Consider the following 14,804-nt stretch of genomic DNA (forward strand, 5'->3'; position numbering starts at 1 on the left):
AGAGAAAATGGAAATTCGCCATCTGCGCTACTTCCTGGCCGTGGCCGAACACGGCAGCGTGGCCCAGGCCGCGCGCAAGCTCAACATCGTGCAGCCGGCCCTGAGCCGCCAGATCCACGACCTCGAAGACCAGCTCGGCACGCCGCTGTTCGAGCGCAGCGTGCGCGGCGTGCAGCTGACGGCCGCCGGCAAGCAGTTCGTGCGCGACACGCAGCGCCTGCTGGCCGACCTGGATGCGGCCAGGGACCGCGCGCTGCGCGCGGCGGCCGGGATGGAGGGCACGGTGCGCATCGGCATCTCCCACAACCACACCTGGCATCCGCTGATCCTGCAGCGCCTGCGCCGCTTCCAGCGCGCCTTCCCCAACGTGGCGCTGATGCTGGAACCGTCGATCTCCACCCAGCAACTGATCCGCATCAAGGAGGGACGCCTGGACGGAGGCTTCATCGCGCTGCGCGACCCCAACGACAGCGAGCTGGCCGGCATCAAGGTGCTCAGCTCAGGCCTGCTGCTGGCGGTGCCCTCGCACAGCAAATATGCGAAGAAGCCGCCGGCGCGCCTGCGCGACCTCAAGGACGAACCCTGCGTGTGGTTCCCGCGCGAGCGCTCGCCGGTCTACCACGACTACCTGATCCACCAGTGCCAGCGCGCCGGACTGTCGCCGCGGCTGGTGCCCATCGGCACCGACGTCGCCACCACGCTGGGCATGGTGGCCGCCGGCATGGGTTATTCCATCGTCACCGAAATGTCCAAGTACAACAGCCCCAAGGAAGTGGTGCTGCACCACCATCCCGATTTGTCCGACGTGCATGATGTCGAACTGGTCACGCGCAGCGATGCCGACAGCCCCATCCTGCGGGAATTCGCCAGGGTCATGAGCACCGCCGGTCCGCGCGACGCCAAGTACGCCTGAGCCGCCTTCCCATGCCGCGCCGCGGGCAAGCGCCCGTTTCTCAAGGCTTGGCATGAAGCTTGCAAATAGCTGACAACCTCATGTTCGCGGCCTCGCCGCGCATCCGATATCTGTACCGCCCGCGCGGCGGTACAGCCATTCCCGCCGCCCGTTCCAGCACGGGCGCGCGCGGCAATACATCAATGCAATAAGGGTTTCGTTTCAATGGCGCTGGTCAGTATTTCAGTCAGTTCGGGGCTCTCGCTGGTAGAGCAGATCGTGGTGCAGATGAAGCAGCTCATCGACGACGGCGTGGTGCGCGACGGCAGCCGCGCGGTGTCGATACGCTGCTTCGCGCGCGACCACCGGATCAGTGCGCACACCGTGGCCGAGGCCTACGAGCGGCTGGTCGCGCATGGTTATTTCCAGTCGCGCCCGCGCAGCGGCTTCTTCGTCTCGCGCCCGCAGGTGTATGCGCAACACAACGGAGACGGCGAGGACGGCGCGATGGAGCCCGACCACCTGTGGCAGCTGCGCTCGCACTTCACCACGCGCCACGACCGGCTGGGCGCCTCCAGCGGGCGCATGCCGCCGGACTGGCTGGATGTGGAGCTGATCCGCAGCGGCATGAAGTCGCTGGCGGCCAAGGCCGACACCAGCCTGGCGCAGTACGGCGATCCCTACGGCTACGCGCCGCTGCGCGGCCTGCTGCAGACGCGCCTGCTGGCGCTGGGCATTCACGCGCAGCCGGAACAGATCCTCCTGACCAGCGGCGCCACCCAGGCGGCCGACCTGGTGATGCGCTGCTTCCTCAAGCGCGGCGACCGCGTGCTGGTGGACGACCCGGGTTACTTCAACCTGTTCAGCAACCTGCACCTGCACGGCATCCGGCCCATCCCGGTGCCGCGCAAGCCCGACGGTCCCGACCTCGACCTGCTCGACGCGCTGGCGCGCGAGCATCGTCCGGCGATGATGTTCGTGCAGTCGATGCTGCATGCGCCGACCGGCTCCAGCATCGCGCCCGCCAACGCCCATCGCCTGTTGAAGCTGGCCGAACAATACGATTTCCGCATCGTCGAAAACGACGTCTACTGCGACATGCTCGGCCTGACCCTGCCGCGCATCGCCACGCTGGACCAGCTGGCGCGGGTGTTCTATGTCGGCAGTTTTTCCAAGACGCTGTCGTCGGCCACCCGCGTGGGTTTCATCGCCGGCGCGGCGCAATCGGTGGGCGAACTGTGCAACCACAAGATGGTGGCCAGCATCACCGGCAGCCAGGTCGACGAGCGCCTGGTCTATCACGCGCTGACCGAAGGCCAGTACCGCCGCAGCGTGGAGCGCATGCGCTATCGCCTGGCCAACGCGCTGCAACTGGCCGGCGACATGCTAGAGGAGCAAGGCTTCGAGGTCTTTTGCCGGCCGCTGGGCGGCAAGTTCGTATGGGCGCGCCATCCGCAGATCGACGACTCAGAAGAGATCTGGCGCCGCGCCTCCCAGGCCGGCATCCTGATCGCGCCGGGCAAGGTGTTTCGCCACAACCTGCAGCCCACGCCGTGGTTCCGGCTCAATGTCGCCTATTGCATGGAGCCGGCGCTGCAGCACTTCCTCGGCAGCCTGCGCGCCTGAGCCGCGCGCGATTCCCGCGCCGCGATAGCGGCTTGATGCAATCGGCACCTGCCTGTGCCGAAAACGCAATTGCGCCCCCTCGCCCGCTTCTATACTGCGCAGGCAATTGGCGAACGACATGCCGGCGACGCGGCCATGCCCACAAGGCATCGCTGCTATGCAAATAGAGTAATTTTCAAGCATAGCCCGCGCGCCTACACTTGCCTGAATTTCAATCGTTCCGCCGCGGCCGCAAGGCCGCGCGTGGCCACCCATCTGCGGAGAACGGCATGCCACCTTCGTCACAGCAGCAACATGCCCTCGCGCCGGATGCGCGCCATGCGCCGGCCGTAACGCCGGCGTCGCAGCGCCTGCGATTCGGCTTCCCGCGCGACTATCTGGTGAAGATGCTGCAGCAAAAGATCGTCGAACAGCTCTACATCGGCGGCGAGGCCTGCATCATCGGTTGCCGCGACGACGCCGGCGCCTTCCGCGCGCTGGACGAAGGCGACGATTTCGACGGCCCCGACTTCAGCCTGCGACTGCGGCACACGGTCGGCTCGCACCAGGTTTTCGACCATGAGATCGATCTCGACGTCGGCCTGCTGCTGGGCAGCTATGTGCTGACCGTGCGCGGCCACCGTTTCGACATCGGCTTCATGCCCACGCTGGACGAAGCGATGCTGACCACGGCGACGCGCTGGATCATCCGCAATCTCGATACGGCCGCGCAGCTGCGCTGACCATCACAGGTTCCCTGGCGACTTTTACAAGTCACCCTCTGTTGCCGCGCCTTCGGGCGCGGCTTTTTTTCGTCCGCGCCACTTGCGCGATGGTGCACGCAACGCGCGTTTGCGGTGCGCGCACGCATGCTTTGCGTGCATGCGCAATAGCGCGCGTCCAGGCATGCAAGCCGCGCCGCCGGCGGACGAAGATCGCCGCGGGAATATTTTTTATCACATTGTTGTTGCCCCGCCACTGAAGCGCAAAATAGTTCACCGCGCACATTTCCGCCGATGCGCGTGGCGGCGCCTTCTGTACTGCCTGCCGCAGCCGATCTGTGGACGAAGCTTTACGCCGCATCCGGCACCCCCGCCTTCTCTTGCCGGCAGTCCAGGCTTGCGTCGCGGCCCGCCGGCCGATCGCGGACATGCGCGCCGGCGGCTGCCGTACCGGCGCAGATGAAGATGCGCGGCCAGGATGCGCGCCCCTGTACCGGCATCACATCGATACAGCAATGGCGACTCGCTGGTCATCTGTCTATCGCCGCGCCGCGCCCCCGTCCCTACCATCGCTTCAACAAAAATCTTTCGGGGGAATGCTTCGCCGCAGTCCATGCGGACCAAGTCTTTCCACAGCAGTGATGCCGAGCCGCCGCGCATGCGGCGGCCGCACCGGGCAGTGTCCGCGGCCGCAAGGCTGCGGATGACCGCGCATGCCGCATGCGCCGCTTCGTCCAGCACGATCGGCTGGCGCGTGCAGCAACTACACGACGTTCAACTCACAGGGGTAAAAATGAAAAAATCGCTGTTGGCATTTGTCGCACTCGCATCCATCACCGGCGCCGCTTCGGCGCAAAGCAGCGTCACCATCTATGGCGTGGTCGACATGGGCCTGAAAGTGGAAAACGCCGGCTCCGGCACCCGCCTGTCGCTGGACAGCGGCAACCAGAGCGGCAGCCGCATCGGCTTCAGGGGCACCGAGGACCTGGGCGGCGGCCTGAAGGCCAACTTCGTGCTGGAAGCCGGCTTCAGCGCCGACACCGGCGCCATGGGCGCGACCAACCAGCTGTTCAACCGCCAGTCCTACGTCAGCCTGTCGGGCGCCTTCGGTGAAGTGAAGATGGGCCGCATCCAGACCGTGGTCTACTCCAACGCATCGGTGTTCGATCCGTTCGGCGATACCCTGGCCGGCGACTCCGCCCGCATCTTCAACTACGGCGGCAGCCGCACCGACAACACCGTCAACTACAGCTACTCCGCCGCCAACGGCGTGAACGGCCAGGTTGCCTACAGCTTCGGCGAAGTGGCCGGCGACAACAGCGCCAACCGCACCATGGCCGGCGCGATCGGCTACGCGGCAGGCCCGCTGGCAGTGGTGCTGACCCACCAGAACACCAAGAACGCCACCGGTTCCGACGCGGCCAAGACCACCCTCTTGGGCGGCAACTACAACTTCGGCCTGCTGCAACCCTTCGTCGCTTACGCGATCAACAAGGGCGTCGGCACCCTGGACACCCGCGACGCCCTGATCGGCCTGAACATCAACGTCACGCCCAACGACGTCATCATGACCTCGCTGATGCACAAGTACGACAAGTTCGCCGACCACCGCGACGCCACCCAGATCGCGCTGGGCTACACCCACAACCTGTCCAAGCGCACCAACCTGTACACCAGCTGGTCGCGCCTGTCGAACAACTACTCCGTGGCCTACAAGGCTGACCGCAACGGCTCCGCCGACAACCTGTTCAACGTCGGCATCCGCCACAAGTTCTGATGCATGCCTGCCGCCGCGCAAGGGGCGGCAGCATCATCCTTCGCAGTTCTTGAGGGGCCGCGCCGCCGCGACATCGGCGGCGCGGCCTGCAGTGCCGGCAGTGATTGATGCGAACAGGTCACTGCTTTTCATGTCCGGCCCGCCTCCTGGCGCGGCCGGACTTTTTTCGTGCGGCGCCGATATGGCAAAATCCCGCCACTCCCGTACGAAAAGATCCCGGCATGTGCGTCAACTACAAACCCGCTTCCAAGCAGACCGTCACCGAACTCACCGGCGCCGATACCTCCGGCACGCCGGACTGGTCCGACGAGACATGGCAGGACTACGCAGCGCCGGTGGTGCGCGCCGATGAACGCGGCGAGCCGGAGCTGATCGTCGGCACCTACGGCATGATCCCCAAACGCAAGATGGAGCCCGGCGTGCGGCTGACCACGATGAACGCGCGCGCCGAATCCATCGCCGAGCGCCGCAGCTACGCCCTGCCTTGGCGCCGCGCGCAGACCTGCCTGCTGCCCCTGCACTGGTTCTGCGAACCCGGCTACGCATCCGGTCGCGCGCAACGCTGGGCCATCGGCATGGCCGACGACGCGCCGTTCTGCGTGGCCGGCCTGTGGCGCGCCTGGGAAGAGCCCGAAGGCGGCTACAGCTTTTCCTTCACCCAGATCACCATCAACGCCGATCATCATCCGGTGATGAACCGGTTCCAGAAACCGGAAGACGAAAAGCGCAGCCTGGTGATCGTGCCCAGGGCGCAATATGGCGACTGGCTCAACGCCGGTTCGGCCGAAAACGCCTGGCCCATGCTGCGCCTCTATCCGCCGCACGAGATGAAGGCCTGGGGCCTGGAACAGGGCTACGGCAACGCGCGCCGCGACACGGCGCAGGCCTCGCTGTTCTGAGCGCGCGCGCCGGCGCGGCTCCATCGCCGCTTCCGGCCACGCCTGCTTGTGCATTAAACTGCAGGGCATTCGCCCGTTCCCGCCGGGAGCGGGCCGCACAGAACAGACCGGCATGGCGCACGACGCCGCCGGCAGGGAGACCAGCATGTCCGATCCAAACGCCGCCGGCGCCGACGGCGGCAAAGCCGCGATCACGCTCAACGATGTGATGCTGCGCCGCCTCAAGCTCAAACCCTTGCTGATCTTCGAGCGCGTACTGGGCTCCTGCTCCATCGCGCGCGCCGCGCGCGAGCTGAACCTGACCCAGCCGGCCGTCACCAAGGCCATCCAGGAACTGGAGGCCGATCTCGACGTGCCGCTGTTCGAGCGCACCAACCGCGGCGTCTCGCCGACCTGCTACGGCCAGCTGCTGGGCAACCGGGTCAAGACCGTGATCGCCGAACTGCGTTACCTGACCGACGAGATCAACGCCTTTCGCACCGGCGACAGCGGCCACGTGATCATCGGCACCGTGATCTCGGCCTCGGCGCGCCTGCTGCCCATGGCCATCACGCGCCTGAAGCAGCAGCGCCCCGGCGTGCTGGTAACGGTGCGCGACGGACCGACCGACCAACTCTTTCCGGCGCTGGCCACCGGCGAACTGGACATCGTGGTCGGCCGCCTGCCCGAGCGCGACCTGCCGCTGGCGCGCATGTACGCCTTCGAGCACAGCAAGCTGTACCGCGAGGCGCTGTGCGCGGTGGTCGGCTGCAAGCATCCGCTGGCCGGCGTGGCCGACGTCAAGCTGGCCGACCTGCTGGACTGGCCCTGGATCTTTCCGCTGCAGGTGTCGCCGGCGCGCCTGACGGCCGAGCACCTGTTCCGCGATGCCGGCCTGGAGCTGCCCACCAACGTGGTGGAGTCCCTGTCGGTGCTGACCAATATCGGCCTGATGCACGACTCCCCTTCCATCTCGCTGATGCCGCGCGCGGCGGCCGAACATTTCGCCGGCCTGAACCTGTTGTCCATCCTGGCGCTGGGCGAACTGGGCGATTTCGGCGACATCGGCTATTCCATCCGCAGCGACCGCGATCCCACCCCGGCGGCGCAGGCCATGATCAAATGCCTGCAGGAGACCGCGGCGAGCTTCTGAAGACGCCGCGAAAATCCACGCCAACCCAGCGCCAGAGCGGTTCTCCGGGCCATCAATTTATGGAATACCGAAGTCCCGCTTTTTCATTATGTGCCGTCCCGGCTTCTCCCTATACTCGCTTCAACAAGTGATCCGGCAGGGCTGCGCGCACGGCGACGACACAACAACAACCGGCGCGGACGACGACAACAGATTCAACGATAACGACGCCATCCACGCCTGCCGGTCCGCCATGATTTCTATCGGGAGACCAGCACGTGATTTCCACATCCTCAGCGCCGCCGCGTCCGCAGCTGCGACATTTCATCAATGGCGAGTTCATCGCCGGCGGCAAGACCTTCCGCAACATCTCGCCGGTCAACGGCGAGCACATCGCCGACATCGCTGAAGCCGACGCCGCCACCGTGGACGCCGCCGTCAAGGCCGCGCAGTCGGCCATGCGCGGTCCCTGGGGCCGCACCACGATGTCCGAGCGGGCGGCCGCGCTGCACCGCATCGCCGACGGTATCCAGGCGCGCTTCGACGAGTTCGTCGCCGCCGAGGTGGCCGACACCGGCCGCCCGGTGCACCAGGCGCGCACACTGGATGTGACGCGCGGCATCGCCAATTTCCGCACCTTCGCCGACCTGGCAAGAAGCGCCAACACCGACCTGTTCCAGAGCGAGAGCGCCGACGGCCTTGGCGCGCTCAACTACACCGTGCGCAAGCCGCTGGGCGTGGTCGGCATCATCTCGCCGTGGAACCTGCCGCTGCTGCTGCTGACCTGGAAGATCGCGCCGGCCCTGGCTTGCGGCAACGCGGTGGTGGCCAAGCCGTCGGAAGAATCGCCCTCGTCGGCCACGCTGCTGGCCGAGGTGATCCGCGACGCCGGCCTGCCGCCGGGGGCGTTCAACCTGGTGCACGGTTTCGGCGGCGGCTCGGCCGGCGAGTTCCTGACGCGCCATCCCGGCATCGACGCCGTGACCTTCACCGGCGAATCCAGAACCGGCGCCACCATCATGAAAGCGGTGGCCGACGACATGAAGGAGGTCTCGTTCGAGCTGGGCGGCAAGAATGCCGCCGTGGTGTTCGCCGATGCCGACTTCGACGCCGCCGTGGCCGGCGTGATGCGCTCCTCCTTCACCAACTCCGGCCAGGTCTGCCTGTGCTCGGAGCGCGTCTACGTCGAGCGCCCGATCTTCGAGCGCTTCGTGGCGGCGATGAAGGAAAAGACCCAGGCCCTGAAGGTCGGTTATCCGGCCGAGGACAACGTCGACATGGGGCCGCTGATCTCGCACGGCCACCGCGACAAGGTACTGTCCTACTACCGCCTGGCCGAGCAGGAAGGCGCGACGGTGGTGGCCGGCGGCGGCGTGCCGCACTTCGGCGACGAGCGCGACCGCGGCGCCTACGTCCAGCCCACCATCTGGACCGGCCTGCCCGACGACGCCCGCTGCGTCACCGAAGAGATCTTCGGCCCGGTGTGCCACATCGCGCCCTTCGACAGCGAAGACGAGGCCGTGCACCGCGTCAACGACAGCCAGTACGGCCTGGCCTGCGCCCTCTGGACCTCGGACCTCAAGCGCGCGCACCGCGTGGCGCCGCAGATCGAGGCCGGCCTGGTGTGGGTCAACACCTGGTACCTGCGCGACCTGCGCACCCCCTTCGGCGGCGTCAAGCAGTCCGGGCTGGGGCGCGAAGGCGGCCGCTACTCCCTCGATTTCTACTCGGAAATCACCAACATCTGCATCAAGCTGTAAGGAGCCGACCATGAGCAGCAGCAACCGCGTCTGCATCCGTTCCGACGCCATTCCCGCGCCGCGCTTTCGCTACAGCCTGTGCGTGCAAATCGGGCCGGTGGTCCAGGTGTCGGGCATGGTGGCGCTGGACGCCGCCACCGGCCAGCTGGCCACAGGCGGCCCGGGAGCCGAGACCGCCCTCATCCTGGCCAATCTGCAGAAGGCCCTGCCCGACTACGACGTCACCCTCGACGACCTGTTGATCGCGCGCATCTTCACCACCCGCTTCGACGCCTTCGCCGACATCAACGCCGCCTGGGAGGCGGTGTTCACCGCAACCACGACGCCCCCGGCGCGCACCACCGTGGGCGTCAGCGCGCTGCCGCTGGGCGCCACCATCGAGATCGAATTTTCCTTTGTCCAATCCTGAGGCCACCATGAGCAATGCCATTGAACAAGCCGCCGAACGCCTGTGGCAGGCGCATGCCGGCGCCACGCCCTGCGATCCGGTGCGCGACCTGATCGGCCCGTCCGACATCGACGCCGCCTATGCCGTCCAGCAGCGCAATACCGAACGCTGGCTGGCGCAGGGGCGCCGCCTGGTGGGACGCAAGATCGGCCTGACCTCGCGCGCCGTGCAAAAGCAATTGGGCGTCGACCAGCCCGACTTCGGCATGCTGTTTGCCGACATGTGCGTGGCCGACGGCGAGGCCGTCGACATCGCGCGCATCCTGCAGCCCAAGGTCGAGGCCGAGATCGCCCTGGTCATCGAGCGCCCGCTGCAACACGAGAAGCACACCGTGGCCGACATCATCAACGCCACCGCCTACGCCCTGCCGGCGCTGGAGATCGTCGGCAGCCGGGTGGCCGGCTGGGACATCCGGCTGGCCGACACGATCGCCGACAACGCCTCCAGCGGCCTGTTCGTGCTGGGCTCGCGCCCGGTGCGCCTGGCCGACTTCGACATCACCGGCTGCGGCATGCTGATGGAGCGGCGCGGCGACCAGGTCTCCACCGGCGCCGGCGCGGCCTGCCTGGGCAATCCGCTGCACGCCGCCGTCTGGCTGGCCGACGTCATGGCCCGCGTGGGCATGCCGCTGCAACCCGGCGACGTCGTGATGACCGGCGCGCTGGGACCGATGGTGGCGGCCGCCGCCGGCGACGTTTTCGAGGCGCAGATCGAAGGCCTGGGCCGGGTCGGCGCCGCTTTCCTGTCCAACTGATTCACAAGCGAGGCACAGCAGCATGAGCGAGACAAACAACGCGCGTGTGGACGTGGCCATCATCGGCTCCGGTAACATCGGCACCGACCTGATGATCAAGGTCCTGCGCAACTCCCGGCACCTGAAGATGGGCGCCATGGTCGGCATCGATCCGGCCTCCGACGGCCTGGCGCGCGCCGCCCGCATGGGCGTGGCGACCACCCACGAGGGTGTTCCCGGGCTGACCCGCATGCCCGGTTTCGGCGACATCCGGATTGCCTTCGACGCCACCTCGGCCGGCGCCCACGCCGAGCACAACCGCATCCTGCAACAGCACGGCATCCAGGTGATCGACCTGACGCCGGCGGCCATCGGCCCCTATGTGGTGCCGGTGGTCAACCTGCGCGACCACCTGGGCAGCCCCAACATCAACATGGTCACCTGCGGCGGCCAGGCCACCATTCCGGTGGTGCGCGCGGTGTCGCGCGTGGCGCCGGTGCACTACGCCGAGATCGTCGCCTCCATCGCCAGCAAGTCGGCCGGCCCCGGCACGCGCGCCAACATCGACGAATTCACCGAGACCACCTCGCGCGCCATCGTCAGCGTGGGCGGCGCCGCGCGCGGAAAGGCCATCATCATCATGAACCCGGCCGAGCCGCCGCTGATGATGCGCGACACCGTGTTCTGCCTGGCCGACGGCGACGCCGACGAAGACCGGATCCGCGCCTCGGTGGAACAGATGGTCGCCGACGTGGCCGCCTACGTGCCCGGTTACCGGCTCAAGCAGGCGGTGCAGTTCGACCGCATCCCGGCCGACCGGCCGATCAACGTCCCGGGCCTGGGTCGCGTGTCCGGCCTCAAGGTCTCGGTGTTCCTGGAGGTCGAGGGCGCGGCGCACTACCTGCCGGCCTACGCCGGCAACCTCGACATCATGACCTCCGCCGCGCTGGCTGCCGCCGACAGCATCGCCGCGCGCCGCTTCAACTGAGGACCAGCATGCAAACCGACAAGAAAATCCACATCTCCGACGTCACCCTGCGCGACGGCATGCACGCCATCGGCCACCGCTACTCCCTGCAGCAGGCGGCCGACATCGCCCGCGCGCTGGACGCCGCCCGCGTCGACAGCATCGAAGTCGCGCACGGCGACGGCCTGTGCGGCTCCAGCTTCAACTACGGCTTCGGCGCCCATACCGACCTCGAATGGATCGAGGCCGTGGCCGGCGTGCTGCAGCATGCGCGCGTGGCCACCCTGCTGATCTCCGGCATCGGCACCGTGCACGACCTCGACGCCGCCTACGCCGCCGGCGCGCGCACCGTACGCGTGGCCACCCATTGCACCGAGGCCGACATCTCGAGGCAGCACATCGAGCACGCCCGCAAGCTGGGCATGGACACGGTCGGCTTCCTGATGATGTCGCACATGACCACGCCGGCGGCGCTGGCGCAGCAGGCCAGGCTGATGGAATCCTACGGCGCGCAATGCGTGTACGTGGTCGACTCCGGCGGCGCACTGTCGATGCGCGACGTGGCCGACCGCTTCAAGGCCTTCAAGGACGTGCTCAGGCCCGAGACCGAGACCGGCATGCACGCCCACCACAACCTGTCGCTGGGCGTGGCCAACTCCATCGTCGCCGTCGAGCACGGCTGCGACCGCGTCGACGCCTCGCTGGCCGGCATGGGCGCCGGCGCCGGCAACGCGCCGCTGGAAGTCTTCATCGCCGCGGTGGATCGCCTGGGCTACCGCCACGGCACCGATCTGTTCAGGTTGATGGATGCCGCCGACGACCTGGTGCGTCCGCTGCAGGATCGCCCGGTGCGGGTGGACCGCGAGACGCTGGCGCTGGGTTATGCCGGCGTGTACTCCAGCTTCCTGCGCCACGCCGAGGCGGCCTCCCGCCGCTACGGCATCGCCGCCGTCGATATCCTGGTGGAACTGGGCCGGCGCCGGATGGTGGGCGGCCAGGAAGACATGATCGTCGACGTCGCGCTGGACCTGGTGGCGCAACGCAAGCAGGTGGCGGCATGAGCCCGGCCAGCCTGGAGCAGTTGGCCGCGCGGCTGGACGATGCCGCGCGCGAACGCCGGGAAGTCGACCCGCTGACACCGCAGCATGCCTTCTCGCTGGAACAGGCCTACCTGATCCAGCGCGCCTCCATCGCCCGCCGCCATGCGCGCGGCGAGCGCGCCGTCGGCATCAAGCTGGGCTTCACCAGCCGCGCCAAGATGGTACAGATGGGCGTGGACAGCCTGATCTGGGGCCTGCTGACCGACGCCATGCTGCGCGAGGAAGGCGCCGCCGTCGACCTGGGCGATTTCATCCACCCGCGCGTCGAGCCCGAGATCTGCTACCTGACGCGCCGTCCCATCGACCGCCCGCTGACCCTGCTGGAGGCCGGCAGCTACCTGGAGGCGGCGGCGCCGGCGATGGAAATCATCGACTCGCGCTACCGCAACTTCAAGTTCACGCTGGAAGACGTGGTGGCCGACAACTGCTCCTCGTCCGCCCTGGTGGTCGGCGCCTTCACCAGCGACTTCGCGTCGCTGGCCAATCGTGGCGTGGCGATGCGCTTTGACGGCCAGCCGGTGCAGCTGGGCAGCACCGGCGCCATCCTCGGCAATCCGCTGCGCAGCGTGGTGCAGGCCTCGCGCCTGCTGGCCGGGTCCGGACTGGTGCTGCCGGCCGGCTCGCTGATCATGGCCGGCGCCGCCACCGCGGCCGAAGCCTTGCGGCCCGGCCTGCATGTGAGCACCGATATCGGCGGCCTGGGCCGCGTCGAATTCTTCACCGGAGCAGCGCAATGAATACCAAACAGGACGGCGCCATCGCCAAACTGGTCGAGGGCAAGGCCCTGCCGCGCGGGAAGTTCCCGCACGTCAAGCGGGCCGGGGATTTCCTCTTCGTCTCCGGCACCAGCTCGCGGCGCCCGGACAACAGCATCGCAGGCGCCGGCGCCGACGCCATGGGCGCCACCTCTCTCGACATACGGGAACAGACGCGCGCGGTGATCGACAACATCCGCGACATCCTGAAAAGTGTGGGCGCGGACCTGTCCGACGTCGTCGAAATCTCCAGCTTCCTCGTTAACATGAACGACTTCGCCGGATACAACGAGGTGTACGGAGAATATTTCGATTACGACGGGCCCACGCGGACCACCGTGGCGGTGCACCAGCTGCCCCATCCGCACCTGCTGATCGAGATCAAGGCGATCGCCTGGAAACCACAATAAGCAATACAACAACCGACAAACGGGAGACAGCATGTTTAGCTATGGCATGCCATTGAATTTCAAGCAATGGCTGGACGATCACGCCGACCGGCTCAAGCCGCCGGTGGGCAACCAGCAGGTCTGGCAGGACGCCGACTTCATCGTGACCGTGGTGGGCGGCCCCAACCAGCGCACCGACTACCACGACGATCCGCTGGAAGAGTTCTTCTACCAGTTCAAGGGCAACGCCTACCTCAACGTGATGGACCGCGGCAAGGTCGAGCGGGTAGACCTGAAAGAAGGCGACATCTTCCTGCTGCCGCCGCATGTGCGCCACTCGCCGCAGCGCCCCGAGGCCGACAGCCGCTGCATGGTGATCGAGCGCCAGCGCCCGGCCGGCGTGATGGACGGCTTCGAGTGGTATTGCCTGCAGTGCAACCACCTGGTGTACCGCGTGGAGGTGCAGCTCAAGAGCATCGTGGCCGACCTGCCGCCGCTGTTCGAGCGCTTCTACGGCGACGCCGGCCTGCGCAAGTGCCCGCACTGCGGCGTAGTCCACCCCGGCCGCCATGCCCGTCCCTCCGCCTCCGACCAATCCCAACCGCAAGGGGCCAAGCCTTGAGAAATACCGTACCGCAAGTGGTGGACATCCACTCGCACTTCTTCCCACCGATCACGCAGGCCGAGGCGGCCGCACTCGATGCCTCGCATGCGCCCTGGCTGCGCGACGACGGCGCCGGACGCGGCATGATCATGACCGGCGACAAGGCGTTCCGCCCGGTGTATTCGGCGCTGTGGGATCCCGCGCGCCGCATCGAGGAGATGGACGCCTGCGGCGTCGACCTGCAGATCATGTGTGCCACGCCGGTGATGTTCGGCTATCGCTACCCGGTGGACAAGGCCCTGCCGTGGGCGCAGCGCATGAACGACTACGCCGTGGAGCTGTGCGCGCATGCGCCGCAACGCCTGAAGCCGCTGGCCCAGGTGCCGCTGCAGGATCTCGACGCCGCCTGCGGCGAAGCTTCGCGCGCCATGAAGATCGGCCACATCGGGGTGCAGATCGGCAACCACCTGGGCGACAAGGACCTGGACGACGACACGCTGCTGGCCTTCCTGACCCATTGCGCCCACGAAGGCATCCCCCTGCTGGTGCACCCCTGGGACATGATGGGCGGCGAGCAGCGCATGAAGAAGTGGATGCTGCCCTGGCTGGTGGCCATGCCGGCCGAAACCCAGCTGGGCATCCTGTCGCTGATCCTGTCGGGCGCATTCGAACGCTTGCCGCGTTCGCTGAAGATCTGCTTCGCCCACGGCGGCGGCAGTTTCGCCTTCCTGCTGGGCCGGGTCGACAACGCCTGGCGCGAGCGCGACATCATCCGCGAGGACTGCCCCAACCTGCCCTCGTCCTACGTGGATCGCTTCACCGTCGACTCGGCCGTGTTCGACAGCCGCGCGCTGGAACTGCTTGTGGACGTGATGGGCGAGGAGCGCGTGATGCTGGGCTCGGACTATCCCTATCCGCTGGGGGAACAACAGGTGGGACAGCTGATCCGCGACTCGCGCTTCAGCGCCGCCACCCATGCGCGGCTGCTGGGCGGCAACGCCCGCGCCTTCTTCGGCCTCTGAGCCGCCGCAAAAAATACGAC

The 14,804-nt window shown here is 67.4% G+C and carries 15 protein-coding genes; all 15 read left to right on the plus strand.

Features of this window, described 5'->3' with window-relative positions; translation table 11 throughout:
• Positions 1-7 precede the first annotated feature (7 nt).
• The 15 genes from CEJ42_RS11710 (at position 8) to CEJ42_RS11780 (ending at position 14,784) form a co-directional block, all read left to right on the plus strand.
• On the plus strand, positions 8-913 hold the full coding sequence (locus tag CEJ42_RS11710; protein ID WP_079218984.1) for a LysR family transcriptional regulator: 906 nt from the start codon (positions 8-10) through the stop codon (positions 911-913).
• 204 nt (positions 914-1,117) lie between these two features.
• Entirely contained in the window at positions 1,118-2,518 is a 1,401-nt protein-coding gene (locus CEJ42_RS11715) for an aminotransferase-like domain-containing protein (protein ID WP_088751188.1), read from the plus strand.
• Positions 2,519-2,787: 269 nt separating this feature from the next.
• Positions 2,788-3,240: a hypothetical protein gene (locus tag CEJ42_RS11720; protein WP_088751189.1), complete on the plus strand. Its 453-nt coding sequence runs from the start codon at positions 2,788-2,790 to the stop codon at positions 3,238-3,240.
• Positions 3,241-4,012: 772 nt separating this feature from the next.
• On the plus strand, positions 4,013-4,996 hold the full coding sequence (locus CEJ42_RS11725) for a porin (protein ID WP_088751190.1): 984 nt from the start codon (positions 4,013-4,015) through the stop codon (positions 4,994-4,996).
• 221 nt (positions 4,997-5,217) lie between these two features.
• Entirely contained in the window at positions 5,218-5,895 is a 678-nt protein-coding gene (locus tag CEJ42_RS11730; protein WP_088751191.1) for an SOS response-associated peptidase family protein, read from the plus strand.
• Between the two features lie 145 nt (positions 5,896-6,040).
• Positions 6,041-7,027, plus strand: a complete 987-nt coding sequence (locus CEJ42_RS11735) for a LysR family transcriptional regulator (RefSeq protein WP_079219378.1) — start codon at positions 6,041-6,043, stop codon at positions 7,025-7,027.
• A 257-nt stretch (positions 7,028-7,284) separates the two neighbouring features.
• Entirely contained in the window at positions 7,285-8,766 is a 1,482-nt protein-coding gene (locus CEJ42_RS11740) for a 2-hydroxymuconic semialdehyde dehydrogenase (protein ID WP_420840758.1), read from the plus strand.
• A gap of 10 nt (positions 8,767-8,776) precedes the next feature.
• Entirely contained in the window at positions 8,777-9,175 is a 399-nt protein-coding gene (locus CEJ42_RS11745; protein ID WP_088751192.1) for a RidA family protein, read from the plus strand.
• 7 nt (positions 9,176-9,182) lie between these two features.
• Positions 9,183-9,968 carry a 2-keto-4-pentenoate hydratase gene (locus CEJ42_RS11750; RefSeq protein ID WP_079218978.1) on the plus strand — a complete coding sequence of 262 codons (786 nt, stop codon included), beginning with the start codon at positions 9,183-9,185 and terminating at the stop codon, positions 9,966-9,968.
• Between the two features lie 22 nt (positions 9,969-9,990).
• A complete protein-coding gene (locus CEJ42_RS11755; RefSeq protein ID WP_088751193.1) occupies positions 9,991-10,935 on the plus strand; it encodes an acetaldehyde dehydrogenase (acetylating) in 945 nt (314 codons plus the stop codon).
• Positions 10,936-10,943: 8 nt separating this feature from the next.
• Positions 10,944-11,975, plus strand: a complete 1,032-nt coding sequence (gene dmpG, locus CEJ42_RS11760) for a 4-hydroxy-2-oxovalerate aldolase (RefSeq protein ID WP_088751194.1) — start codon at positions 10,944-10,946, stop codon at positions 11,973-11,975.
• Positions 11,972-12,751: a 2-keto-4-pentenoate hydratase gene (locus CEJ42_RS11765; RefSeq protein ID WP_079219376.1), complete on the plus strand. Its 780-nt coding sequence runs from the start codon at positions 11,972-11,974 to the stop codon at positions 12,749-12,751. The genes dmpG and CEJ42_RS11765 overlap by 4 nt, the downstream gene beginning before the upstream one ends.
• Entirely contained in the window at positions 12,748-13,179 is a 432-nt protein-coding gene (locus CEJ42_RS11770; RefSeq protein ID WP_088751195.1) for a RidA family protein, read from the plus strand. The genes CEJ42_RS11765 and CEJ42_RS11770 overlap by 4 nt, the downstream gene beginning before the upstream one ends.
• Before the next feature lie 31 nt (positions 13,180-13,210).
• Positions 13,211-13,780: a 3-hydroxyanthranilate 3,4-dioxygenase gene (locus CEJ42_RS11775; protein ID WP_079218974.1), complete on the plus strand. Its 570-nt coding sequence runs from the start codon at positions 13,211-13,213 to the stop codon at positions 13,778-13,780.
• Positions 13,777-14,784 (plus strand): amidohydrolase family protein, encoded by a 1,008-nt coding sequence (locus CEJ42_RS11780; protein ID WP_217507524.1) that lies wholly within the window; start codon positions 13,777-13,779, stop codon positions 14,782-14,784. The genes CEJ42_RS11775 and CEJ42_RS11780 overlap by 4 nt, the downstream gene beginning before the upstream one ends.
• Positions 14,785-14,804: the final 20 nt, after the last annotated feature.

Source organism: Herbaspirillum robiniae, assembly GCF_002213415.1.
Lineage (GTDB): Bacteria > Pseudomonadota > Gammaproteobacteria > Burkholderiales > Burkholderiaceae_D > Herbaspirillum > Herbaspirillum robiniae.